The following is a 24,992-nucleotide window of genomic DNA, read 5'->3' on the forward strand; positions in this document are numbered from 1 at the left end:
AGACCTGTGAGCGCGCGCGACCACCGCCCCGGCAGTCTGATGGCCGCAGAGATAGCCGAGCAGCCCACAGCGTGGCGGCGCCTCCTGGAATCCGGTGCGTCCGGCGACAGCGACATCGCTCGAGCAGCCGCACTCATTCGTGCCTATCGACCGCGATTCGTGCTGTTCGTCGCGCGTGGCACCAGCGACCACGCAGCCCTCTACGCGAAGTACCTCGCCGAGATCACCCTGCAACTCCCCTGCGGACTGGTCTCACCATCAACGATGACGGCGTACGGCGCGCGCCCCGACCTCACGGGCGTTCTCATGATCGGGGTTAGCCAATCCGGCGGGTCACCCGATCTGGTGCAGGCCCTCGAGGTTGCCCGCTCTCGCGGCGCCCTGACAGTCGCAGTGACCAACAATGGAGACTCACCGCTGGCCACTGCGGCCGAGGCACACGTGCATATCCACGCCGGACCAGAACGTGCCGTCGCCGCCACCAAGTCCTACACCTGCCAGCTTCTCGCCCTTCACCTGCTCATCGCTGCCGTACGCGAGCGGGCCACCCCCGCCGACACCCTGTGTGACGCCGCCGATGCACTCATCGACGCCGAGTCGGGACTGGCCACGATCGCCCAGCGCTACCGGTTCGTCAGCCAACTCGTCACAACCGGACGGGGCTACTCCTACCCCACCGCGCGGGAGGGTGCCCTGAAGCTCATGGAAACCTGCTACATCTCGGCCCAAGCCTTCTCCGGCGCTGACCTCTTGCACGGACCGCTGGCCATGATCGACCCGCAGGTTCCCGTCCTGACGATCGCCGCTGACGGCATTGGCGGAAAGGCGATGAGCCAGGTTTTTCCGCGCCTGGCCGAGCAACATGCCGATGTCTTCTGCGTCGGAACTCCGGCCGCAGTCGCGGCATCGAACGTGGGAGTCGCGCTACCGTCAAACGTGCCCGAGGAGTTGTCGCCGATTGTGGAGATCATCCCCTTCCAGCAGCTCGCACTTCACGTAGCGCTGGCCCGTGGAGGAAACCCGGATTCGCCACGCGGCCTGCAGAAGGTGACCGAAACCCTATGACCACCAACGTCGTTCAGCGCACGACCGTCGTCTCCGACACAGTGGTTGCCGGGGGCCAGGTCCATCGTCCGGGATACGTCGAGATGGACCGCGACACAGTTGTCGACCACGGATCCCTGACCGGACCCCGCGACATGCGCGCTCAAGGCTCCGGAGAGCACCACGACCTCGGACAGTCCATCGTCGTCCCGGGGTTCGTCGACATGCATGTCCACGGCGGAGGTGGCGGCGCCTTCACCTCTGAGTCGATGACCGAGGTGCGACTGGCCGCTGCGACACATCGCGCGTACGGCACCACGGCATTGTGCGCGAGCCTGGTCAGCGCGACCGCTCCAGTCTTGGAAGCGCAGGTCGCTCGCCTTACGGACCTCGTCGCTCAGGGCGAGCTCCTTGGCATCCACCTCGAAGGCCCGTGGCTCGCGCCCTCGAAGCGTGGAGCCCACGACCCGGGAGTGCTGCGCGACCCGGACCTGGGAGAGATTCGTCGACTCATTGACGTTGGCCAAGGGGCGATCCGCATGGTCACCATCGCACCCGAACTTCCGGGTGCGATCGAGGCCATCGCGATGCTCCGTGAGCACGGCGTGGTGGCGGCCGTGGGTCATACCGACGCGACCTACGACCAGACGAGAGCCGCCATCGACGCTGGCGCCACCGTCGGCACCCACCTGTTCAACGCGATGCGCCCGATCGGGCACCGGGAACCTGGTCCCGTCGTCGCCCTAACCGAAGACCCCCGCGTGGTGGTGGAGGTCATCGCCGATGGCGTACATCTCCATCCGACCATGGTCGAGCAGGTCCGGCACTGGGTTGGGGCCGACCGGATGGCGCTGGTGACCGACGCGATGGTCGCGACCGGCATGCCTGATGGGCAATACACCCTGGGGACCTTGGAGGTCACGGTCGCCGACGGGGTTGCCCGGCTCACCCACGGCGACTCGATCGCGGGAGGCACCGGCACCACCGATGCACTCTTCCGCGCTGCCGCGGCTCCGGGCGACATTAGCGACGACGAGCGCCTGTTGGATGCGGTCCGCATGACCTCCGCAGTGCCCGTACGCGCCCTTGGCCTCGCCCCACGCGATCTGTCAATCGGGTCACCGGCGGACCTCGTAGCCCTCACCCCCGCACTTCACGTCGACAAGGTGATGGCCGGTGGGGTTTGGGTTGACACCCCATCAGCGACAATGGAGTCATGACCGACCTACCGCGCGGAGCATTCCGTCGATCCGCACGGCTCGCCTCCATCCCGCTCGGCATCGCTGGCCGCGCCGCACTGGGGATCGGCAAGAGAGCAACTGGCCAGCCGGCCGCGCAGGTATCAGCCGAAATGCAAGCACGCACGGCAGCGCAGGTCTTCGAGGTTCTCGGAAGCCTTAAAGGCGGGGCATTGAAGTTCGGCCAAGCACTGTCCATGTTTGAGTCCGCGGTCCCCGAAGAACTCGCCGAGCCCTATCGCGCCACGCTGGTGAAGATGCAGGAAGCCGCACCCCCCATGGCGCCCGAGACAGCAAGAGCCACGCTGCGCGCGGACTTAGGCGATGACTGGGAACAACTGTTCACCGAATTCTCCGACGAGCCAGCCGCGGCGGCATCGATCGGCCAAGTGCACCGCGCCGTGTGGTCAGACGGACGCGAGGTCGCCGTCAAGGTGCAATATCCAGGTGCCGCCAAGGCGCTCATCTCCGACCTCAACCAAGTGACACGAGTAGCGCGAGTCAGTGCCGGCTGGGTTCCCGGCCTGGATCTGCAGCCGGTCCTGGACGAACTCAATGGGCGCATGGCCGAGGAACTCGACTACCACCTTGAGGCGTACTCCCAAGAGCAGATGGCCGACGCCTATGCCGGCGATCCGACCATCTGCGTCCCCAACGTGCTCATGGCCGCCGAACACGTCATCGTGTCCGAATGGGTCGAGGGCAGGCCGCTTTCCGACATCATCGCCCACGGGACCCCGGCCGAGCGCAACGTGGCCGCTGAGCGCTATCTCGAGTTCATCATCAGCGCGCCCTCCCGCTCTGGCCTGCTGCATGCGGATCCCCACCCGGGCAACTTCCGCATGCTTGAGGACGGACGCCTTGGCGTTCTCGATCTCGGAGCGGTCAGCCGCCTCCCTGACGGACTGCCTACTGCCCTAGGTGAACTCGTGACGCTTGCGTTGCGTGACGACGCAGACGGAGTCTTGGAGATCCTGCGTGAGGAGGGTTTCGTACGCTCCAGCATCGACGTCGACGCCGAAGACTTGCTGGCCTACTTGGGCCGCTTCCTCGAGCCGTTGCGCGAGGACTCATTCCACTTCACCCGTTCGTGGCTGCGGGGCATTTTCGCCTACATCAACGATCCGCTCGGTCAGGACTTTGCGGTGGGCCTGCGGCTCAACCTTCCCCCGCAGTATCTGCTCATACACCGATCCTGGATGGGCGCCCTTGCAGTGCTGTGCCAGATGGATGCCACGGCATCACCCCGGTCGATCATCGATGCTCACGTTCCCGGCGCAGCGCTACCCGCCCTCGACTAATCGCGCCGCAGACAGCACAACGCCCCGGCCGGGACGACCGGGGCGTTGCCCTTAATCTTCACCTTCGGCGAGAAGGGATTCACCGCTCGAGGCGAGCCTGCTCGCGGCGGCGCCCCTGGAGGGCGACCTGGAGCGAACGGCGTCGCACACCGTGAAGGCTCCGTGGCTCGCGTTGGAGCGCGAGTTGTTGGTGGACGTTCTGAAACATGACAGTTCTCCTGAAATACGAGCATGGCGTGGCAGCGCATTGGACTATGCGGCCACAGGGTTCTTGCGCGGACGACCGCGCGGACGCTTGCGAGGGATGACAACTCCTCGCTCGAAGAGTTCGCCGCCCCAGACGCCCCACGGTTCTTCCCGCTCTTGGGCGCCGCTCAGACACGCTTGCTGCAAGGGGCAGGTAGCGCAGAGCGCCTTCGCGAACTCGACATCTGCCGGGCGGTCAGCGAACCACAGCTCGGGGTCGTTGACTTGGCACGGCATCTGATGCCCGAGTTCACGGGCCTGTTCGGCCCGATCGATCAGGTCGGTCAGCATGATCATGGGTTCCTCCTTCATCGTCGTGGGCTGGCTGGAAGCGGTGTGATGTGACATCTCGTGCTTTCTGCTAGCGGCCCCGCGACAGCAAAAAGGCCGCGGACCCTGGTATCGGGTTCCGCGGCCTGAAGGAGGCTTGGTCTGAGCTAGACCGGAGGACTCCAGGAAACGGACCTGCCGACACCATCGGCAAAGTTCTGGGTGGTAAATGCGATAACGCGAGGACGCTGCGAGACGACGCCTGCGGCGATGCCCTGCTGCGACGCGGCACCTGCGGCGATGCCGGACACACTGGTCCCCTGGACCGCGGCGTAGAGATCACGGAGGATCGGCTTGGCGACGCCCAGGGACAACGTGGCGACATCGACGTCGAACGTCGACTTCGTCATGGTCTTGGTGGTGTTCATCGGCCTACCCTCCTTTCAACTTCGCGGTCCCGCCCGGAACGCCTGGATCCGGCGGGCTGATCGAGATAAAACTAGAGCGCGGGGTTCTTACCCAGCAACTGAATTAACGTCGCAAGTCTCACATTGTGAGACTCAAGCCGAACCCTTCGCCAATTTGATTGCCGCACAACACTTTTCGGCTTCACCCTCCGGGTCAGAACCTTCCAAGACAGCGAGCACGGCCGGCCCGTAACGCTCAAGTTTGGCGGCACCCACGCCCGCGATCGTGCGCAGTTCGCTGTCGCTGCGTGGCCGGCGTTCTGCGATCGCAGTCAACGTGGCGTCGGTAAAGACGACAAAGGCCGGCACGCCTGAACCCTTGGCTACCGCGAGGCGCCAGGCCTTGAGTGACTCGAACTGCGCCTCGTCATAGGTCGGCGGACAATCATGGCAGCGCCCGACCTTGCGTTCAGCAGCTGACTCCAGGTCACGCCCGCAACCCGAACACCGCGAGGGACGCGCCACCTTGCGCGTCGTAGGGCGACGCGGTGTCGACCGGGAACGCGCTACCTCGCCCAACAGAGACGATGCGTGGTCCAAGAATCGCGACGGCTTGCGACCCGCCCGTCCGCCCGGTGCCCGAGCCAGCGCGAATGACAAGACGATCCGGCGGCGCGCGCGCGTCAAACCGACGTAGAGCAACCGACGTTCCTCTTCGATGGCCTCCGCCCCTTGGGCCATCGAGATCGGCAACAGGCCGTCGGATGCTCCCACAAGGAAGACGGTGTCCCATTCCAAACCCTTGGCCGCATGCAAGGACGCCAAGGTCACTCCTTGAACCGTCGGCGCATGCTGCTCGGCGGCTCGACGATCTAGCTCAGTGACCAGATGCGGGAGGCGTACCTCCTCGCCCGCCAGCCCGAAGTCATCGGCGAGCCGAGCCAAGGCATGCAGCGACTCCCAGCGCTCACGCTGCGCGCCTCCCGACGGAGGCTTCGAAGTCCAGCCGGCGCCGGTGATCACGTCTCGGACCAGGTCGCCAAGCGGAACGCTCCCGTCGTCGGACCGGGCTGCGCCACGCAGCAGTAGGACCGCGTTTTTGACCTCCGAACGGTGAAAGAAGCGCTGACCGCCACGGACCAGATAGGGCACGCCGTGATCAGCGAGGGCGGACTCAAAGGCCTCGGACTGCCCATTGGTGCGGAACAGGATCGCCATCTCGGCGGGGGCTTCGCCACGGTCGATCAGCCGGCGAATCTCGGCCGCAACACCGCGCGCCTCGGCCTGATCATCCGCGTAGGCCGTCAGTTCCGGATCCGGCCCACTGCCGCCCTGCGCCTGCAATTCGACTCCAGCCCCGCCTGCTTGACGCAGCACCACATTGGCCAGGCCAATGATCTGCGGCGTCGAGCGGTAGTTGCGGACGAGGCGCACCTGTTCGGCGTCAGCGTGGCGTTGAGCAAATCCCAAGAGGTGCCGTGGCGAGGCGCCGGTGAACGAGTAAATGGTCTGGGCCGGGTCACCCACGACACAGACATCCCTGCGTTCTCCGACCCACAGGTCGAGCAGTCGCTGTTGCAGAGCGTTGACATCCTGATATTCGTCGACGACGAAATGCCGGTACTGCCCACGTATCTCACGGGCGATCTCCTGATGCTCGCCCATGATGCCGACCATCAAGAGCAGCACATCTTCGAAATCGATGACGTTGCGCTCGGTCTTGACCTCCTCATAGACCTCGAGCAACCGGGCCATCGCGGTCGGGTCCAGGTCGGCGGGACTGCGACCTGCCCGCCGAGCCGCCGCGGGGTAACTCTCAGCCGTGAGCATCGAGACCTTGGCCCACTCGATCTCGGATGCCAGGTCACGCATGACCACCCGGTCGAGCTCCAGCCGTAGCCGACTCCCGGCTTCACCCACGAGCGAAGCTTTGGTGGGAATGATCTCGGGCGCCGCTCCACCAATGACCTTGGGCCAGAAATAGTGGAGTTGGCGCAGAGCGGCTGCGTGAAAGGTGCGCGCTTGCACGGTCGGCACACCAAGGCTGCGCAGGCGAGTACGCATCTCCCCCGCCGCGCGGGCCGTGAACGTGACGGCGAGAACCCGTTGGGGTTGATAGGCGCCACTATGCGCGCCGTAGGCAATCCGGTGGGTGATCGCGCGGGTCTTTCCGGTGCCAGCACCAGCAAGCACCGCCATCGGTCCCAGCGGGGAGGCCGCGACCCGGCGCTGCTCAGGATCAAGGCCCTCGAGTACCCGGTCTGCGTCCATCACGGGCAGTCTTCCATCACACCCCGACAGCCCCCACATGCGGCGAGTTATGGAGCATCGATCTCGCCGCCATACCAGCCTTCAATGAGGTGACGGGCAATCGAGATCCGTGAGGCGATCGCCAGATCACCGGACGCGATCTCACGGGTGAGTTCGTCTCGACTCACCCAACGAGCTTCAGCAATCTCGGCCGGGTCCAAACGCAATGAGGTGTCGGTGGCCAGCGCACTGAAGCCCAACATCAGCGACGCCGGGAAGGGCCACGGCTGATTGCCTGCATAGCGCACGTCACTGACGGGGACCCCCACCTCCTCCATCACTTCTCGGGCGACCGCGGCCTCCAACGACTCCCCGGGCTCCACGAATCCCGCCAGCACCGACAACCGCCCAGGTCCCCATTGGGGTCCGCGCGCCAACAGCAAGCGCTCATCTGGATCGACGACCGCCATGATCACGGCGGCGTCCGTCCGAGGAAACTGAACCTTTGAACACCCCGAGCAGACCCGCGTCCAACCTGCATCTCGAATCACCGTCGGGTGCCCGCATATCGGACAAAACCCTTGGGCTGCATGCCAGTTCGCGAGACCAAGCGCCGTCGTGAAGAGCCCGGCATCCCGGTCATCGAGCGCCACCCCGAGACGCCGCAAGTTGGCCCGCTGGTCATCGCCGTCGTCCTGCGGCGGATGAACGATCGCCACCATGGCGCGATCGCCCTCCTGACCGAGCCACAGCGCCGTGGCATCCCGGTCTGCTGTCGTTGGTGAGCGCAAGCGAAGGCGTGGCTCACCCGGCCCGCCGACATAGGGAGCCCGGTCGCCGAACAGGTCAAGGACTCCGGTCCGTTCGTCCGCGAGGGCCCGCGGGAGTAGGGCTGGGTCGCGGCGTTGCAAGCCGGATCGATCGACGGTGGCACGGGAAAGGGCAAAAGGACGCGGCACAGAGTCGGGCACGCTTCCCAGGCTAGGCGGTCGCCTACCCGTACCGTGGGGGCGTGCTTCGCCGACCACTCGTGCTCGCCGCCCTCGCCGATACTGCGGTCCCTGGCCTGCTCCCGACGCAGGTCCAACCAATGTCCGCCAGACCGGGGAGCCCCTACCAACGCGTGCGGGTGACCGGACAAGATCAGCGCCACTGGACGGTGCAGTCCGCACTGACTGAGGCCGCAGGCTCGGCGTTGGACCAAACGCAGTCCCTCGTACGCCTCCTCAACGGACGCCTGACGGTCGGCCTGCCGCACATTGCGGGCATGGCCACCGGTCCCGAAGGCACCACCGTCGCGGTGTATCCAGAGTTGCCCGGAGCACCCCTCGCGTTCGATGAACTCACGCCACGGTCCGCTCTAGCGCGCGCCCTGGGTGTGACTCTGGCAAACCTTCATGACCTGGAGCCGGGGGTCTATGAAGAAGCGGGTGTGCCGTCGTACGACGCCGAGGGCTATCGCGCACGTCGTCTCGCCGAACTTGATCTTGGCGCGGCGACCGGGCACGTTCCTGCAGGCCTCTTGGCCCGCTGGGAGCGGGCGTTGGAAGACGTGGCGCTGTGGCACTTTCCCACCGTGCCGACCCATGGCTCCGTTGACGAAGATGATGTCTATGTCGACGGGGACGACGTCGTGGCCCTGGACGGTTGGCACGTTGCGGCCGTGAGCGATCCGGCGATCGACTTCGCCACCCTGTTCCTTGGCGCCACCCCCGATGCTGTCGACACCGTGATCGAGTCCTACGCCCAGGCGCGGCGCGAGCGGCCCGACACCCAATTCGAGCGCCGAGTTCGGCTCGCTGCCGAGTTGCGGTTGATGACCGACCTGCGGGAGGCGAGTACGGCCGGGGACGAAGCGATGGTGCACCGGTGCGCCAAAGCGCTGCAGCGCCTGGAGGCGCAGACGCAGGACGACACCAGCCTCACTCCGCCGCCGCCTGGGCCGCGCAGCAAGCCGGGCGCGGCTGTCGTTGATCCGGAGGACATCGAAGTGGTCGACGAGAATCCCACGACCGACGACGAGGACACCCTGGACCTCCCGGTCGCCCACCTGCATGACGACGAGCTCGATGCTGCCGACGAACCCCCTGCCGAGGAGAGTCTCATCGAGGACGATCTTGATGATGAGGAGCTTGGTGACGATGAGCTCGGTGACGAGGAGAGCCTCGTCACCGATGAAGAGCACCCGGGCACGGATGAGATGCCCGAGCGCGGAGCAGACGAGGCCCGACCGCGCCGCGACACGTCGAGCGAGCAGGACCCGACCTCCTGACTGAGCATGTCATCCGGGGATCGAACTCAAGACCTCAATGAGTGCCTCTTCGCCCGGAAGCTCCGGCCAGACCGTCTGCCCGCTCGCTGCATAGAAGAACGCGGCCCGGACGCGCGCGGTCGGCACATTGCGCAGTCGCGCATAGGCCACGCGATAGGCCGCCAACTGCAGTGCGCGGACCCGTGCCACCTCGTTGTTCGGCGGGTGACCGGTCTTCCAGTCCACGACCGTGTAGCCGAGCCCGGTGGCTGCGTCTGCGTCTGGGTCAAGGTCCCAGGGAAAGACCGCATCGATGCGGCCGCGTACGGCAACACCGTCCAGCACTGTCTCGACCGGGACCTCCAATTCGAGAGGGACCTGGGTCGCCCACTCCGAAGCCAGGAAACGCTCCTTCAGGTGCGGAAGGTCAGCGTCCTGGGCCGGGTCATGATCGGCCGCACCGGGCAACTCGGTGATGTCCACCAGCGCTGCCTGCGCAAAGTGCTGCTCGACCCAGGCGTGGAAGGCTGTGCCCCGGCGTGCGGCAAGCGCCGGCGGCTGTGGCATCGGACGCCGCAGGGACCGGACGAACTTCTCCGGATCGCTCGCCAAGGACACGACCGACGAGGTCGAGAGGTGCCGGGGCACTGTCACCACCTGCTCGTGCCGCGTCCGCGCGGCGGCCCGCTCAGCCAACAATACGAAGACTTCGTCTTCGTGTTCGTCCAACGGAAGGTGACCTTGGTCAGGCACCTGGTCCCACAGTTCCATGACTCGTGTGGCGCCAGCTGACAACTGAGCCCGGCGGATGCCGAGTGGGTCATGGGGCCATACCTGCTCGTATGCCGCGTCCAACCGTGGGTTGATCGGATCCTGCTCATCGAGTCGATCAGGCAGGTCGACCCACGTGTCGAGGCGGGCTCGTTGTCCCTCGATCAGTTCGGTGAGGAAGCGCGAGGTCAGCCGGGGTGCCTTCGCCTCCCCCCAGACGTGGGCCGACAACATCATGTGGTGCTTGGCTCGCGTGAGCGCGACATAACTCAGCCGCCGCTCCTCGGCAATGCCGTGCCGACCTGAGACCTCCTTGAACTGCAGATACCGCTGCTCCAGCTCGCTGGTATCCGCCGCCGTACGCCAATCGACCTCGGGCAGACCCTCGGCATCTCCGCGAAGGTCATAGGGCACGCCGGGCAATCCCCCGGTCCATCCACGCTCGTTGACGACCCAACTGTCGGGCTCACCAGGACGCCCGTCGCGGCTGATCTTCCATCCCGACGCTTCGCCCTCTCCCTCTCGCCAGGTCACCTGCCCCGAATGTGCCGGGAAAGAGCCCTCCACGAGTCCCGGAACGGCGACGGCATCCCACTCGAGGCCTTTGGCAGCGTGCACCGTGAGGATCTGGACCGCCTCGGTCTCGACCTCCAGGTATCCCAGGTCGAGACCGCGTTCTTCGTCTTCGGCCGCATCGAGCCAGTCGAGGAATCCGCCCAGAGTCGTTCGCTCGGCCGACCCCGCGAATCGGGCGGCGACGTCGGCGAAAGCATCCAGGTGAACTCTGGCCGTCGACGGCGTGTGCTCCGGGCGCGCCAGCACCTCAATATCAAGGCCCAAGGCCCGCTCGGTTTCTTGAACCAATTCAGCGAGCGGAAGGCCGGTCAGGCCACGCAGCCGTCGAATGATGGCGGCAAGTCGGCCGAGGCGGCGAAGCGCCACCTCGCTCAGGTGTTCGCCGTCACGACCGGCCCACTGAGTTTCCGGCAGTTCCTCCAGCGCTTCGACCAAAGACGCCTCATCGCGGCTATCGCCAGAGATGTCCGACGCCGACCGATCATTTTCGGGCGAGCGTTCCCGAAACACCTCGCGTGCCCAGGCGGCCAGCCCGTCAAGATCGGCCGCGCCGAGGCGTACGACCGGCCCAAGGAGCAGCCTCATCAGCCGGTCTCCCCTGGTCGGGTCCTGAACGACCCACAGCAGGCTGACCAGGTCGTTCACCTCCGGCGTGGTCAACAACCCCCCGATGCCAACAACTTCGACCGGTAGCCCGGCCTGGGTCATGGCCTCGGCGAGGTAGGGAAACTGAGATCGCTTGCGGCACAGCACTGCTGCGCTGCACTGGGTATGCACACCGGAGTCGTCGAACCAGCGTTCACGCACCCAGTCCGCGATCGCTTTGGCCTCATCCTCGATCGTGAGGAAACGAGCCGCCGTCACCGACCCGGACCCTGCGTCAGGCCGTGCCCGCAAGGTGCTGACCGGAACCAGACTGGCCGTACGCAAGGGCGCAGCGGTGTGGTTAGCCGCGTCGAGGATTGCGTGATCATTGCGCCATGACGTCGACAGCGGCAAGACCGCGGCGGGTCCCTCGTCGTCAGAAAAACGCTCACGGAATGCGGTAAGCGTCGTCGCGCTAGCGCCCCGCCATCCGTAGATCGATTGGTGCGGATCGCCTACTGCCGTAACCGGACTCGGCTCTCCACGCGCGACGAATAGTGACTGAAGGAGAACCAGTTGCGCCTCGCTGGTGTCTTGGAACTCATCCAACAAAACGGCCCGGAATCGCTGGCGCTCGAGGACTCCAATAGCCGGGAACCGTTGCGCCAGTTGAGCGGCCACCAGCACCTGGTCGGCAAAGTCGAGCGAGACTCGGGCGGCCTTAAGCTCGGCATAGCGCTCCACCATCGGCAAGAGCTGCCGTCGCTGGGCCAACGCATCGCGCCACTCGCGCGCCTTGCCCCAGGCCTTCTTTCGGCTACTCCCGGTGGGGAGCGCGTCGCCCGCGGCGATCACCTCGTCGAGGTAGTCGCGCACCTCATCGGTAGTACGCAGGTGTTCGGCGAGCTCACCGCCGAGGGCAACCACCGCGTGGGTGACCGTCGATTCGGCCTTGTCGATGTCCTCCATCGGGCCGTCATAGGCTGCGACCACCTCATGGGCGAACTGCCAGGCGGCGGCCTCGGACAGCATCCGAGAGTCCGGCTCGATCCCTAACCGAAGGCCGTGCTCACGCACCAGCCGGCCAGCGTAGGCGTGGTAGGTAGAGACGGTAGGGCTGTCCCCGAGGCCTGGGGTGCCGTCGTCGTCGACGCGGGGCGTCCAGAGGCCTTCATGCTCAAGTCGGCGAAGGCGACGGCCAATTCGCTCTGCAAGCTCCCCCGCCGCTTTGCGGGTAAAGGTCAGGCCCAGCACTTCCTCCGGTGCCACGAAGCCGTTGACGACCAACCACACCACTCGCGCGGACATGGTTTCGGTTTTTCCCGAGCCCGCACCTGCCACCACCAATAGGGGTCGGGCGGGTGCCTCGATGATCGCGACCTGTTCCTCGGTTGGCGATGGCTGGCCAAGTGCTGCCGCGATCTCGCGTGCGGAACGCACCGGTTGTTGGTTGGTCAACCCACCACACCTCCCTCGGGAAACAGCGGGCAGCAGCGTTTGACCGAACAGGTCCCACAACGCTCTCCCTTGATGGCCATGACGGTTGCGGCGCCCATACCGTCAGCGACCTCGGCCACCCGTTCGTGTGCCCAGGTCTCGTCACCCACGATCGGCTCTTGCGGCTGCACCATGCCAGGCAGCTTTCCGGTGGGCGTGCCGCCGGCCTTGCCAATCTGGACGAGGGCGGCGCCACCCGACGTCGCGCCTTCGGGAAAGGCGCCTTCCACCACCGCGACTTGGTAGGCGCCGAGTTGTCCGTGCTCGGCCAGATCGTCCTGGCTCGGCTTGCTACCTCCGGTCTTGTAGTCGATGACGCGCAGCCCACGGTCATCATGGCGTTCGATGCGGTCGACTTGCCCGGCCAGACGCGCGCGCCCGACCTGCGCGGCGAATCCGCGCTCCACATCGACCGCCGTCCAACCGTCGGCCGCAGCGCGATCTAGGTAGACGCGCAATCGGGTGAGCATGTGGTGCGCTTCGCTGCGCTTCTTTTCCGCCATCCAGGTCGAGCCCAAGCCGAGTCGGACCCAACGCTCATCGAGCACTTGGTGCATCTGCTCAGGGGCGGTATCGGCGAATTCGGCAGCGATCTCATGGATCAGCGTGCCGACGGCAGCCGCGCCGATATCTGGGCCGTGCCCCCCACGGGTCGTGAGCAACCAGTTGAGACCACACGTCGTGAAGGACTCCACCTTTGAGGGGCTCACGCGCACCGGTTGTTCGGGTTCCCGCAGCGGTCGCTCGTCAGAGATTTCGGCTAGCGCCCACCAGGAGGTCGGGTTGGCGCCATGAACCCCATCGCGCGCCAACCGGGCCACATCGACCGCTGCGCATTCAAGCTCGTCAGGCGAGGCAACTGGCGATGCCAGGGTACGCCGCAGGTCGGCGACCACCGCGGGCAAGGACATGGGCCGCTGCACCTCCGTGAACTCCCGCAGTAGCTCCAGATGATCGACTGAACCTGATTGCTGCTCAAGCGGATCCACAATGTCGAGATAGGGCGAAGGCTGCTCGTCCTCAGACCGAACTGCCGTGACGACCACTCGCTCCCGGGCCCGAGTCAGGGCGACAAGAAACTGCCGCGTCTCGTCGTAGCGCACGGCCGCTTGGGCCGCTCGAAGCGAACTACCGCGCTCACTCAACACATCGACCAATTGCTCGGACCCCAAGAGGGATCCGCGCAGCCGTAGGTCCGGCCAGACACCCTCCTGGACACCGGCCACCACCACCGTGTGCCATTCCCGGCCCGAGGCGCCCGCAGGTGTCACGAGCGCGACGCACTCATCATGGGGTGCCCGCGCGATCAGACTGTCGCCCGGAACATCGAGACCGCGCACATGCTCCAAGAAGTCGCGCGGGCCAAGCCCAGGAAGACGATCGACGTAGGCGGCCGCCGCCCCGAACAGCGCGACCACCGCGTCGAGATCGCGATCGGCACGGCTTCCCGACACCCCGCCAGCGAGGGCTCGTTCCTCCCACGACGCGGCGAGATTGCTGGCATCCCACATCGCCCACAGCACAGACTCGGCCGTTGCGCCCTCCTGCGCACAGGCCGTCGTACCCGCCGAGATCACGGCAGCGACACGGCGCACCGGGAGGGCGTCCGGCCCCTGAAGAGCCAGGCGATCGACCGGTTCCGTGACCGAGTCGGCAAGTAACTCATCGCTGCTACGGGAGCCTGCGTCCGCAATCTCCTGCGCCCGCAACACCCGCCGCAGCCGACGGAGCGCCACCGCGTCAGCACCACCGAGCGGCGAGGTGATGAGATCGACAGCACGATCCGCAGTGACTTCAGGGTTGCTGCCGGCCGCGAGCGTGCTGGCCACGTCAAGACAGTCCAAGAGCGGGCGAACGGCGGGCTCTTCGCGGAGCGGAAGGCTCCCAGGCGGCACCGCCACCGGGACACCTGAGGCGGCCAGGGTCCGACGCAAGGCGGACATACGCGACTGTGCGCGCACGACGACCGCCAGATCGGACCACGGCACACCGTGAAGCAGGTGGACCCGTCGAAGGACGCCGGCGATGTGCTGGCCTTCTTGCGCCACCGCGCGAAGGAGGGCGACCTCTACCGAACCGCCGGGCCGGCTGTGGACCTTACGGTGCTGTGCACCATCCACGGCACCAATGCGGGTACTCACTCGGGTGGCGGCCTCACGCAACCGGGCAGGCTGTCGGTGCGAGGTATCCAGCACCACCGGGTCCTTCGCCCCCCACTCAGCGGCAAGCGTCGCGGCAAGTCTCGGGTCCGCGCCACGAAAGCCCTGCACGGTGCTGTCTGGGTCGGTCAACAGGCGCACCGAGGTCTGCGGACCCACCGCTACCCGGAGTAGGCGGGCGCCTGCGAAGGTCAACTCCTGGGCGTCATCCACCACGATGAACCGCATAGTGTCCCGGACCCTGGCCAGGGCGTCGTCGTCATCAAGGAGAAGGTCGGCGGCAGCGCCGAGAATCCACGCCGGGTCGTAGGCACCTGGCCGCGATAGCGCGGTGACCTCGTCGTAGTCATCCAGGACGTGCGCAGCGGCCGTCCAAGCGGGCCGGTCATGCTCCACCGCGAGTTGCCGAAGATCGTCGGCTTCGAGGCCCCACTCAACAGCGCGCATCAGCAGATCGCGGAGCTCTGCCCGAAATCCCCTGGCCCCCAACGCTTCTCGCAACTCTTCGGGCCACTCAGGCGCTGGCGCGATCCCCTCCGCATAGCCCTCGAGAATCTCTTTCAGCACGACGTCCTGTTCCGGGCCGCTCAAGAGGCGAGGCGTGGGATCACCGCGCAACGCCGCGGCCTGGCGCAACAGCCCAAAGCCCAACGCCTGGTGAGACCGTGACATCGGTTCGCTAGTGGTGCCGCGCAATCTGCTCGTGACGCGATCGCGGGCAGCGCCCGCCGCCTGGCGGGTCGGCGACAGGATCAGGCAGTGTTCCGGCGGGATGCCCCGAGCGGCAGCAGCAGCCACCATCTCGGTCGCGACGGTGGTCTTTCCCGTACCGGGCGCGCCCCGCACGAGCAGGGCTCGCTCGACGCAGTCGACCGCCCGGCGCTGGCTCTCATCCAAGTCTGGTGGCGCGGCGCCGACTTCGGGTGCGCGATGCATCCTCAACACGACGTCATCCCATCATTCGCCACCGACAGACCTTGCTTTCCAGCTCAACCCTCGTCAGCGGACCGGCTTTCAGCAACCGTGGGTACACGCAAGGGCGTGAGCGCGAACCGCGCCTGCGTAAGGACGACTCGGTCGCCGCGCATAGGAGTCGCCTCCGCGCGATAGTTGGCCATCGCTGTGTCCAGGTGTCCCTGAGGCGGGCGGCCATCGGCGCGTAACACTCGCCACCACGCGACCAACGAGCCATAACGGGACATCACCTGGCCAACCTGCCGTGGTCCGCACCCGGCGATCTTGCCGATGTCGCCGTACGTCACGACCCGCCCCGCGGGCACCTGATCAACGATGGCCAACACCCGATCGGCAATATCCGGCAGATCCTCGACGCGGTCGCCAGCCTCGTCGTCCATCAGTAGGTCGGCATCGTCGGATCAACATCCCGAGCCCACGCCGTGACCCCACCCGCCAGCGATCGCGCCTCGCGGCCTGTTGCCGCACGCAATAAGCGGGCCGCCTCGGCCGAACGCCCACCGGACTTACAGACCAGGACGATCGAACCGGCGGGCAGCACCTCAGCCGCCGTGCCGTCGCGGAATCGCTCCAGCTCGACTGCTTCGGCTCCTGCGATCTCAGCGATCGCTCGCTCATCCGCACCACGAACATCGACCACGGTGACCGCACCGCGCGCCAATTCGCTTGCGAGGTCTATCGGTTCAACGGTGGGTACGTCATCAGCCGGAACCACAGACGGCTGCTCGACCTCCTGCGGCGAGGTGATCGTCGGATGATCTCCGCAGACCGCGCACTCCGGATCGCGGCGCACGGGCATCTCATCCCAGGCTTGGCGCAGGGCGTCGTGAATCAGCAGCCGACCCACCAGCGGTTCGCCAATGCCAAGCACCACCTTGAGCGCCTCAGTCGCTTGCACCGCACCGACCGTCCCAGCCATCGCACCCAGGACGCCACCCTCGGCGCAGGAAGGCACCTGACCCGGCTCCGGTGGGCGCGGAAACACACAGCGATAGCACGGCCCGTGACCGGCCCACCACACCGCAATCTGCGCGTCAAAACGCAGGATTGAGGCCCATACCAACGGAATTCCCGCCAGCACACACGCATCGTTCACCAGGTAGCGGGTGGTGAAGTTGTCGGTGCCGTCGACGACGACATCAGCGCCGCGCACCAACTCCCCGACGGTTTCCGCCGTGATGCGCGTGGGGCTGGCGACGACCTCGACATCGGGATTGAGCGCCGCCAGGCGAGCCGCGGCGGTCTGCGCCTTTGACCGGCCGATGTCATCCGTGGCGTACAGCACCTGGCGCTGCAAGTTGGTCAGGTCGACCTGGTCGTCGTCCACGATCGTCACGCGACCTACGCCCGCCGCGACCAGATAACTCAGAGTTGGCGCGCCCAATCCCCCCGCTCCCATAACCACCACGCGGGCTTCGCGCAGACGCTCCTGGCCGCGCACTCCCACCTCGGGCAGAAGGAGGTGGCGGGCATAACGAGGACTGGTCACCTTCCTATTGTGACCTGATCCGCCGAGGACGGCAGACAACCCGCCATCTGGGTTCTCGACATGAGTGACCGGCGAGTAGATCGGGAGCATAGGATCGGCAGAACACACATCAGGAGGCGATCAACGGTGTCGATCCAGGAGTCTCGGGGCCGATCGGGCCGGCTGCCCCGCTCGGCCCGACGTGCACAACTGATGGAGGCTGCACAGTCAGTCTTCGTCGAGTCGGGCTATCACGCGACCGCCATGGACGAGATCGCTGATCGGGCGCAGGTCAGCAAACCGGTTCTCTACCAACACTTTCCAGGCAAACTGGACTTGTACCTCGCCCTGTTGGACACCCATACCGCCGAGTTGCCTGTCCTGGTGCAAGCGGCCCTTGATTCCACCTCAGACAACGGCGAACGCGTCGCCGCGGCAGTGGAGGCCTTCTTCGACTTCGTCAACCGCAAGGACGCCGCCTTCCGGATGGTCTTCGAGTCCGACCTCGTGAATGAACCCGAGGTCGCGCGCCGCGTCTTACGGATGTCGGACAAATGCGCGGATTCGATCGCGGCCGTCGTGGCGGAGGACACCGGCCTCCCGGATGAAGAGTCCAAACTCATTGGCGTCGCCCTTGTCGGGATGAGTCAGGTCGTCGCGCGGTACTGGATCGCGAGTGGATCAGACATCCCGCGCGCCGAAGCATCCCGCATTGTGGCGGTGCTCGGCTGGCGTGGTCTGACCGGATTCCCTAAGCAAGATGAGGACCTGGCGACCTCCAGTTGATCCGGCCGGTTGAACGGCTGGCCCACCCCACTCGTTCAACCCACGGGTCGCGTTTCTACAGTGAGCGGCACAGGGATGCGACTCGCGTGTCCGTGGCAGAAAGGTGGCCCTCGTGCAGGTCAAGATCGGTGTGCAGCGTGTTGCCCGCGAGGTCGTGGTCGACACCGAACTGAGCACGGACGAGGTGACCAAGGCGGTGTCCGAGGCGCTCGCCAACAACTCCCCACTCGTCCTTGCTGACTCCCACGGCCAACAGGTCATGGTGCCCGCGCAGGCCATTGCCTACGTCGACATCGCTGGCGAGCCCCGCGGCCGCGTCGGGTTCGGCGGCTAGCCGCCACGCCGCGGCGGTCCTTGCCGAGACTTGTCGGCCAAGGAAAAATAACCTGGCCGAGCGCAACCGCCCGGCCACGACACCTGCCGTACCCGCAGGTTGGTCAAAGGAGATCTCATGGCGAACATTCTCGGTGCAATCGTGATGGGTGCCGTGATCGGCGTCCTGGCTCGACTGGTCCTCCCCGGCAAGCAGAAGATCGGGTTCCTGGCCACCATTGGTATCGGCATCGTCGGTGCACTCATCGGCAATTTCCTGAGCATGGCGATCCTCAACGTCGGGGAGAGCGACGGCATCAACTGGATCCCGTTGATCATCAGCGTCGCGGTCGCTGCGCTTGGTGTCAGCCTCTACGCCGGATTCGTAGGAAAGAAGTCCACCTCCAACTGACGGGTCCGACCCGGTTGGCGCATTAGGCGGAGAGGCCCAGCGCTTCCATCCGCTCGGTGTGCCGCTGCGTGATTCGGGCAAACATGCGCGCCAGCTCGGCCAGGTCGGCGCCGCCGCCACCTGGCCCGCCGCCCATGAGGAGCGCGGTCATCGCATCGCGGTCAGCCGCGACTTGCTGCGCCTGGGTGAGCGCCTCACCCACCATGCGCCGCCCGAACAGCGCCAACCGGCCCGCGATCTTCTGATCCTGGGTGATGGCCTCGCGCAGGCGTCCGGCAGCGAACTCCACGTGGCGTCCTCGACCCAACACATCAGCAACCAACTGCTGGGTCTCGGGGTCGACATACCGGGCAATCTCCCGATAGAAGTCCGCGGCAAGCGAGTTTCCGGTGTAGACCTTCATCAGCCCCTCGTGCCAGGACCCAGGCTGAGTGCGCTGGTGCCATGCGTCAAAGCTCTCCGCGAAGGGCTCCATCACCGCCTCCGGGTCGCCGCCGAGTTCGCTGATACGGCCGGTCAGGCGCTCGTACTCGCTGTGCTCAGCGACCGCGACCTCGGCCAGGCGCATCCGCAGACCGATCTCGGGTGCGCCTTCGGCGTCACGCACGATGGCGAAGAAGCCGACAAGTTCGCCGTACGCCAACGCGCCCAACACATCGAGAACCCCCTTGCGGAAGTCCGGGTCGGTCAGGTCGCGGGCAGGCGTGTCAGACATGGCTCGATGCTAGTCGGGCGCGGGTCGGCAGTTACCCTGTCAACGTTAAGAGGTGCCCGGTCGGCATACGAAGACGTTGAACTACGGGTAGGGCGCAGTACGCCTCCCGTTTCGAAGACCTCCGATCGGCTCCCGCCACCGTCGCCCCGCATGGCATCCCGTGCGTGCGGCCAGCCGATCGAAAAGAGTCCGCATGACCGACGACACCATCCCCACCATCGAAGGCGCGCCCGAAACGGCGACGACTACCTTCGCCGACTTTGCCGTCCACCCCGACATCGTCCAGGCCCTGCAGAGCGCGGGCATCGTGCACCCCTTCCCCATCCAGGCCATGACCCTGCCGGTGGCGCTCGGTGGTCACGACATCATCGGACAGGCCAAGACCGGAACCGGTAAGACCCTCGGCTTTGGAATCCCCATCGTCCACAACGCGGTCTGCCCCGGTGACGAGGGATTCGCCACGCTCGCTGCCTCGGGCAAGCCCCAGGCACTCATCGTCGCGCCGACCCGTGAGCTCGCAGTTCAGGTGTCAGGCGACCTGGAACAGGCCGGAAAGTTGCGCGGAGCACGCGTCCTCACCGTCTACGGCGGCCGCGCCTACGAACCCCAGATCGAAGCTCTTCGCCGCGGAGTCGAAGTGGTCGTTGGCACCCCTGGGCGTCTGATCGACCTCGCCAAACAGGGTCATCTTGATCTCGCCCACACGCGCACCGTGGTTCTGGACGAGGCCGACGAGATGCTCGACCTCGGGTTCCTCCCTGACGTCGAAAAGCTCCTCGCGATGACCCCGGCAAGCCGCCAGACCATGTTGTTCAGCGCCACGATGCCGGGTGCCGTCGTGACCTTGGCACGGCGCTACATGACCCAGCCCACCCACATCCGCGCGATGTCGGAGGAAGGCGAGGACGGCCACACGGTCAAGGCCATCGAGCAGTTCGTCTATCGCGCCCACGCCATGGACAAGGTGGAGATGCTGGCCCGCATGCTCCAGGCGCGCGATCGCGGCTTGACCATCATCTTCTCGCGCACCAAACGCACCGCTGCCAAGGTCGCCGACGATCTTGCCGACCGAGGGTTCGCTGCCGCGCCGATCCATGGCGACCTGGGCCAGGGTGCCCGCGAACAGGCGTTGCGCGCGTTCCGCAGCGGCAAGGTAGATGTCCTGGTGGCGACGGACGTTGCCGCGCGCGGCATTGACGTCGAGAACGTGACCCATGTCATCAACTACCAGTGCCCCGAAGACGAGAAGACTTACGTCCACCGCATCGGGCGTACCGGGCGGGCCGGCAACACCGGCATCGCGGTCACCTTCGTGGACTGGGACGACCTGCACCGCTGGACGCTGATCAACAAAGCACTGGATCTCGGGATCCCCGAACCGGCAGAGACCTACTCTTCCTCACCCCACTTGCTCGCCGAGTTGGACATTCCTGAGGGAACCACCGGCGTCCTCCCCCGCACCGAGCGCACTCGCGCCGGCCTTGGCGCCGAGCGGGTCGAGGACTTGGGCGGCACTCCGAAACAATCCGGTGGCGCGCGCTCTGGGCGATCCGGCGGACGCTCCGGCCAGCGCGATGGCCGAGGGTCCAGGACGCAAGGAGCGAAGGGGCGGTCCGGCGAGCGTCAGGGCGCGTCGACCACGCAGCGGGCCGATGGAGAGGCGCCACGCCGTCGCCGTCGCCGTACCCGTGGCGGACAAGGGTCTTCTACCGGCGACAGCTGACCGGAGAATCTATGGGCACCGGAGAATTCAGCGCCAACACGATTGCGATCTTGCGCAACGCAGACCGCAGGTTGCGTTCGGCTGACCTCGGGGATCTCACCGCTCGCTACGCCGCCGTCAAAGCGGCTCTCGCCAGCCTTGCCCCGCTCGATGCGTTCTATATCGGGCACTTTCACCAGGACAGCCTCATCTTGTCCTACGTCTTTGACGGGGATCAGCGCATCGCCTCAGAGGTCCTGACCATCGGAAAGGGCGGCGTATCGGACTGGATCCGCATCTCGCGCAAGCCCTACATCTACGCCGAGGATCGGGGGCACCGGCTCCACCGCGGAGCACCGATCGGCGACGCGACCCAGTTATCTAAGGACTGCGTTTTCACACCGATCATGTCCGGGAACGAGGCGATCGGGCTGGTCAGTTCGCAAAGTCTGACGGCGAATACCTTCTCTGAAGAGTTCCTGCGAGCGCAGATGTGGATGACTCGGGCGCTTGAACTGTCTTTGCGTCACGACACTGATTCGCTCCACGACGACCTGTATGCGGTCTATCCCGAGCTCAACAGCGAGCAACTGCGCAACGAGGGCGACCTCATCAACCGTGTCGGGGAGCGTCTCGACGAACTTGCACAGTCTCTCCGCAGATTGTCGGACGAGGCCGCGGAGCACGGGCTCGCACACCTGGCTGAACATGCCGAAGCGGCGGTCACGTCCTGCGACCGAGTCCAGACCGAGGTCAGCGACCTTGTGCGTACATTTCAGCCGTGGGCACCTCCCACTGACCTCACGCCGCGTGAAATCGAGGTTGCGCTGTTGATCGCGAACGACGGACTGACGAACGCTCAACTGTCCGAAACACTCCACATCTCGATCAAGACCGTCAAAACGCACGTCGGAAATGTGTTGCGCAAGTTGGGGATTACCCAGCGGTCGGAGATTGCCTGGACCCTGCCCCCAGCATTGCGGCAGCAATCTCCAGCCTGAGCCGCCCCGGGGGTCCTAGGACCTCGGGTGTGGATAAATCGGCCCGAGTCCCATAGCGACCTGCACCCGGTCTGCATTTGACTAGGTACTAACAGCCAGGGTCTTGGGTTGGTGCTGGGCGCGGGTTCGGGGGAATCGCGCCCAGGATCGCACTCGCAGATGGCCGGCGTTGCGAGGTCGGGGGGTCGCAACAACTGGTGTGTTGTGGAGGCTGGTGAGCGACCGACAGGGGGTCGCTCACCAGCTTTTTCTCGATGCGGGCCAACCTACCGATGTGCCAAGTGCGGCAGATCCCTATACGGTCGATGGGCACATGAACCATCTGCTTGAGACGAGCTGAGGGAGTTCCTTGTCAACAACAGAAGAGCAATCCGGGCAATCACCGGACCGTAAAAAAACCGGACACGTGCTACTCGGCGGAATCAACGCGCCGATCAGTGAGCGGTCTGCACGCCGTGGCAACGGCATCGACTGGGTGATTTTTGGCATCACTGCCGTCCTCGCCATTGGCTTTGTCATTTTCGGGTTTAAGGCGCCGACTCAGTTGAGTAACGCCTCCGATAAGGCACTGACCTGGGTCATGGACTCGACCGGGTGGATGTTCGTCCTGCTGGCGTCCACATTCGTGATCTTTGCGCTCTACCTCGCGGTGAGCAAGTACGGCAACATTCCGCTGGGCGCTGACGACGAAAAGCCCGAGTTCCGCACGGTCTCCTGGATCGCCATGATGTTCTCTGCGGGCATGGGCATTGGCTTGATGTTCTGGGGTGTTGCCGAGCCGCTCGGCTTCTATGTGAACCCGCCGCCAGACACCGGCGTTGAGGGTCAGTCCTACGAAGCAGCACAAGTCGCCCTGGCGACCACGATGTTCCACTGGTCCTTCCACCCGTGGGCGATCTATGCCGTAGTCGGCATTGCGATCGCCTATGGCGCGTTCCGCAAGGGCCGCCGCCAGTTGATCTCTGAGGTATTCCGGCCCATTCTCGGACATCGAGTCGAGGGCCCCATTGGCAAGATCATCGACATGCTCGCGATCTTTGCGACGCTGTTCGGTTCGGCTGCCTCGCTCGGCCTGGGTGCCCTGCAGATCAAGGCGGGCATCGAGGCCAACGACTGGGTCGACTCGGTCGGTCGTTGGACGCTCGTCCTGATCATTGCGGTCCTCACCGCATGCTTCATCCTCAGCGCCGTCTCCGGTGTGTCTAAAGGTATTCAGTACCTCTCCAACATCAACATGGTGCTCGCGCTCATCCTGGCGCTCTTCGTCTTTGTGGTCGGCCCAACGGTTTTCATCTTGGACCTGCTGCCGACGATGATCGGCTCCTACGTCGACTACCTGCCCCACATGGCGTCGCGCAGTAACGCCAGCGGCGACCAGGCCCTGCATGACTGGCTGGCGAGTTGGACGATCTTCTACTGGGCGTGGTGGATCAGCTGGACACCCTTCGTCGGCATGTTCATTGCCCGCATTAGCCGCGGTCGCACGATCCGCGAGTTCGTGACCGGAGTGCTCCTCGCCCCCAGTGGTGTCAGCCTCATCTGGTTCGCCGTCTTCGGTGGAGCGGCGATCGACTCCCAGCGGGAGCACCAGGACCTGGCCACGAAGACCGACGGCGTGCTGTCGGTCAACAGCGACACCGCGTTGTACGGCGTTCTTGACCACTTCCCGCTGGCCGCGGTCATGACCGTGCTGGTCATGGTGCTGGTCTCGATCTTCTTCGTCTCCGGTGCCGATGCGGCATCGATTGTTATGGGCAGCCTGTCCGAGCGCGGCACGATTGAGCCGTCGCGACCTACGGTCGTCTTCTGGGGTGTTCTGACCGGTGCCGTCGCTGCGGTCATGCTCATCGCGGGATACGCGCAGGGCGATGCCAAGTTGGCGTTGGATTCCCTGCAGAACATCACCATCGTGTCGGCGCTGCCGTTCGTGATCGTGATGGCGGCCCTGTGCGTGGCCCTGATGAAGGATCTGCGCCAGGACCCGATGATGCGACGTGGACACCTTGGTGAAGTGCTCGTCAGCCGCGCTGTCATTGACGGCGTCAGCACCTACGGGCACGACGAACTCGCCTTGGTTACCACGGCGAGCGAGTCTGACTCCGCCAAAAATGTCGAGGGAGCCACCGAGGACGACGCGGAGACTCCAGACGATGAACGACGGTCAGATGACTAACTGCGGATGACGGTGATCGGGCCGGTGGCCTGATCCTCGATCTGCTCCAAGACAACCGGCTCGGTGAGGTTCTCACCGAGCCGGTTGTCTTTGCCCGCACCGTGGTAGTCACTGCTCCCTGTCGCCAGCACACCCCATGCCTGCGCCAGGTCGGCGGCATGCCTGCGTGCCGCCGGGTCGTGATCCCGATGGTCGACTTCGAGGCCGGCCAGGCCGGCCTGAATCATCGCCTCGATGTCGGCGTCGTCCACCACTCGACCGCGTTGCTCGGCAAACGGGTGCGCGAGGATCGGAACTCCCCCAGCAGCCCGCACGAGACGTACGGCCGTGACGGGGTCGGGCGCATAGTGCGGCACGTGGTAGGCGCCGCGCGAGTGCAGCAGGTCCACGAAGGCCTCATTGCGGTCGCGAACAATGCCGCGTGCAACAAGTGCGTCCGCGATATGCGGTCGACCGAGAGTCGTGTCGTCCACAACCTGAGCCTGCACGTCGGCCCACGTGATGGGGTAGTCCTGGGCCAGCAGCTCAACCATCCGCCTCGCTCGCGTTGTGCGCGACGCGCGAGCGTGCTCCGACTCCGACAACAACGCGGCATCAGATGGATCGTGCAGATAGGCGAGCAGATGCACGCTGATGTTCCGGATCGCGCAACTGATCTCGATCCCAGGAACCACAGCGATGCCCAGCGAACGGGCCGCTTCTTCGGCAGCAGCCCAGCCACGCGTGCTGTCGTGATCGGTCAACGCGACGACATCGAGCCCTGCCTCGCTCGCAGAACGGATGACCTCGGCCGGGGACTGGGTCCCGTCACTGGCCGTGGAGTGGGTGTGTAGGTCAATCCGCATGGCCGTCA

General features: G+C 65.7%; 21 protein-coding genes. 10 read left to right on the plus strand and 11 right to left on the minus strand.

All coding sequences use genetic code 11. The features are described from left to right. The first annotated feature begins 6 nt into the window (after positions 1-6). From F562_RS0109360 to F562_RS0109370, 3 genes are read left to right on the plus strand one after another with little or no spacing between them, the layout of a single operon-like run. Positions 7-1,065 (plus strand): SIS domain-containing protein, encoded by a 1,059-nt coding sequence (locus tag F562_RS0109360; protein WP_018156693.1) that lies wholly within the window; start codon positions 7-9, stop codon positions 1,063-1,065. Further along, complete coding sequence (nagA, locus tag F562_RS0109365) at positions 1,062-2,264, plus strand: N-acetylglucosamine-6-phosphate deacetylase (RefSeq protein WP_018156694.1); 1,203 nt, start codon at positions 1,062-1,064, stop codon at positions 2,262-2,264. The genes F562_RS0109360 and nagA overlap by 4 nt, the downstream gene beginning before the upstream one ends. After that, positions 2,261-3,583: an ABC1 kinase family protein gene (locus F562_RS0109370; RefSeq protein WP_018156695.1), complete on the plus strand. Its 1,323-nt coding sequence runs from the start codon at positions 2,261-2,263 to the stop codon at positions 3,581-3,583. Before nagA ends, F562_RS0109370 begins: the two co-directional genes overlap by 4 nt. Positions 3,584-3,662: 79 nt before the next feature. On the opposite strand, the gene F562_RS21280 is transcribed toward F562_RS0109370, so the two are convergent. The 5 genes from F562_RS21280 to nudC all read right to left on the minus strand — a co-directional run bounded on the left by F562_RS21280 (position 3,663) and on the right by nudC (position 7,727). Continuing rightward, entirely contained in the window at positions 3,663-3,791 is a 129-nt protein-coding gene (locus F562_RS21280; protein WP_018156696.1) for a hypothetical protein, read from the minus strand. Between the two features lie 44 nt (positions 3,792-3,835). Continuing rightward, positions 3,836-4,126 (minus strand): WhiB family transcriptional regulator, encoded by a 291-nt coding sequence (locus tag F562_RS0109380; RefSeq protein ID WP_018156697.1) that lies wholly within the window; start codon positions 4,124-4,126, stop codon positions 3,836-3,838. A 140-nt stretch (positions 4,127-4,266) separates the two neighbouring features. Beyond that, positions 4,267-4,527: a hypothetical protein gene (locus F562_RS0109385; protein WP_018156698.1), complete on the minus strand. Its 261-nt coding sequence runs from the start codon at positions 4,525-4,527 to the stop codon at positions 4,267-4,269. Between the two features lie 132 nt (positions 4,528-4,659). After that, positions 4,660-6,777 carry an ATP-dependent DNA helicase UvrD2 gene (locus F562_RS0109390; RefSeq protein WP_018156699.1) on the minus strand — a complete coding sequence of 706 codons (2,118 nt, stop codon included), beginning with the start codon at positions 6,775-6,777 and terminating at the stop codon, positions 4,660-4,662. A 47-nt stretch (positions 6,778-6,824) separates the two neighbouring features. Further along, the gene (gene nudC / locus F562_RS0109395) at positions 6,825-7,727 is read right to left on the minus strand and encodes an NAD(+) diphosphatase (protein WP_026181156.1); all 903 of its coding nucleotides are present in this window, start codon (positions 7,725-7,727) and stop codon (positions 6,825-6,827) included. Between the two features lie 41 nt (positions 7,728-7,768). Here nudC and F562_RS20160 point away from each other — a divergent pair, with 41 nt between their 5' ends. Continuing rightward, a complete protein-coding gene (locus F562_RS20160) occupies positions 7,769-9,028 on the plus strand; it encodes a protein kinase family protein (RefSeq protein ID WP_018156701.1) in 1,260 nt (419 codons plus the stop codon). Positions 9,029-9,037: 9 nt separating this feature from the next. On the opposite strand, the gene F562_RS0109405 is transcribed toward F562_RS20160, so the two are convergent. From F562_RS0109405 to moeB, 4 genes are read right to left on the minus strand one after another with little or no spacing between them, the layout of a single operon-like run. Next, positions 9,038-12,397 (minus strand): ATP-dependent helicase, encoded by a 3,360-nt coding sequence (locus tag F562_RS0109405; protein WP_018156702.1) that lies wholly within the window; start codon positions 12,395-12,397, stop codon positions 9,038-9,040. After that, positions 12,394-15,531 carry an ATP-dependent helicase gene (locus F562_RS0109410; protein WP_018156703.1) on the minus strand — a complete coding sequence of 1,046 codons (3,138 nt, stop codon included), beginning with the start codon at positions 15,529-15,531 and terminating at the stop codon, positions 12,394-12,396. The genes F562_RS0109405 and F562_RS0109410 overlap by 4 nt, the downstream gene beginning before the upstream one ends. Positions 15,532-15,584: 53 nt before the next feature. Beyond that, on the minus strand, positions 15,585-15,950 hold the full coding sequence (locus tag F562_RS0109415; RefSeq protein ID WP_018156704.1) for an MGMT family protein: 366 nt from the start codon (positions 15,948-15,950) through the stop codon (positions 15,585-15,587). Next, positions 15,950-17,059, minus strand: coding sequence for a molybdopterin-synthase adenylyltransferase MoeB (gene moeB / locus F562_RS0109420; RefSeq protein WP_245553636.1), 1,110 nt, complete (start codon positions 17,057-17,059; stop codon positions 15,950-15,952). The genes F562_RS0109415 and moeB overlap by 1 nt, the downstream gene beginning before the upstream one ends. Positions 17,060-17,251: 192 nt before the next feature. Here moeB and F562_RS0109425 point away from each other — a divergent pair, with 192 nt between their 5' ends. From F562_RS0109425 to F562_RS0109435, 3 genes are all read left to right on the plus strand, one after another. Continuing rightward, entirely contained in the window at positions 17,252-17,824 is a 573-nt protein-coding gene (locus F562_RS0109425) for a TetR/AcrR family transcriptional regulator (protein ID WP_018156706.1), read from the plus strand. Between the two features lie 112 nt (positions 17,825-17,936). Then, on the plus strand, positions 17,937-18,158 hold the full coding sequence (locus tag F562_RS0109430) for a DUF3107 domain-containing protein (protein ID WP_018156707.1): 222 nt from the start codon (positions 17,937-17,939) through the stop codon (positions 18,156-18,158). 117 nt (positions 18,159-18,275) lie between these two features. Then, complete coding sequence (locus F562_RS0109435; protein ID WP_018156708.1) at positions 18,276-18,548, plus strand: GlsB/YeaQ/YmgE family stress response membrane protein; 273 nt, start codon at positions 18,276-18,278, stop codon at positions 18,546-18,548. A gap of 22 nt (positions 18,549-18,570) precedes the next feature. On the opposite strand, the gene F562_RS0109440 is transcribed toward F562_RS0109435, so the two are convergent. Further along, positions 18,571-19,263 carry a ferritin-like fold-containing protein gene (locus tag F562_RS0109440; RefSeq protein ID WP_018156709.1) on the minus strand — a complete coding sequence of 231 codons (693 nt, stop codon included), beginning with the start codon at positions 19,261-19,263 and terminating at the stop codon, positions 18,571-18,573. 193 nt (positions 19,264-19,456) lie between these two features. Here F562_RS0109440 and F562_RS0109445 point away from each other — a divergent pair, with 193 nt between their 5' ends. From F562_RS0109445 to F562_RS0109455, 3 genes are all read left to right on the plus strand, one after another. After that, on the plus strand, positions 19,457-20,986 hold the full coding sequence (locus F562_RS0109445) for a DEAD/DEAH box helicase (RefSeq protein WP_018156710.1): 1,530 nt from the start codon (positions 19,457-19,459) through the stop codon (positions 20,984-20,986). A gap of 11 nt (positions 20,987-20,997) precedes the next feature. Next, the gene (locus tag F562_RS21045; RefSeq protein ID WP_018156711.1) at positions 20,998-21,966 is read left to right on the plus strand and encodes a LuxR C-terminal-related transcriptional regulator; all 969 of its coding nucleotides are present in this window, start codon (positions 20,998-21,000) and stop codon (positions 21,964-21,966) included. Between the two features lie 406 nt (positions 21,967-22,372). After that, entirely contained in the window at positions 22,373-24,139 is a 1,767-nt protein-coding gene (locus tag F562_RS0109455) for a BCCT family transporter (RefSeq protein WP_018156712.1), read from the plus strand. Here F562_RS0109455 and F562_RS0109460 read toward each other — a convergent pair. Next, positions 24,136-24,984, minus strand: coding sequence for a PHP domain-containing protein (locus F562_RS0109460; RefSeq protein ID WP_018156713.1), 849 nt, complete (start codon positions 24,982-24,984; stop codon positions 24,136-24,138). The two genes, F562_RS0109455 and F562_RS0109460, sit on opposite strands and share 4 nt — an antisense overlap. Positions 24,985-24,992: the final 8 nt, after the last annotated feature.

It is taken from the genome of Demetria terragena DSM 11295, assembly GCF_000376825.1.
In the GTDB taxonomy this organism is placed as follows: domain Bacteria; phylum Actinomycetota; class Actinomycetes; order Actinomycetales; family Dermatophilaceae; genus Demetria; species Demetria terragena.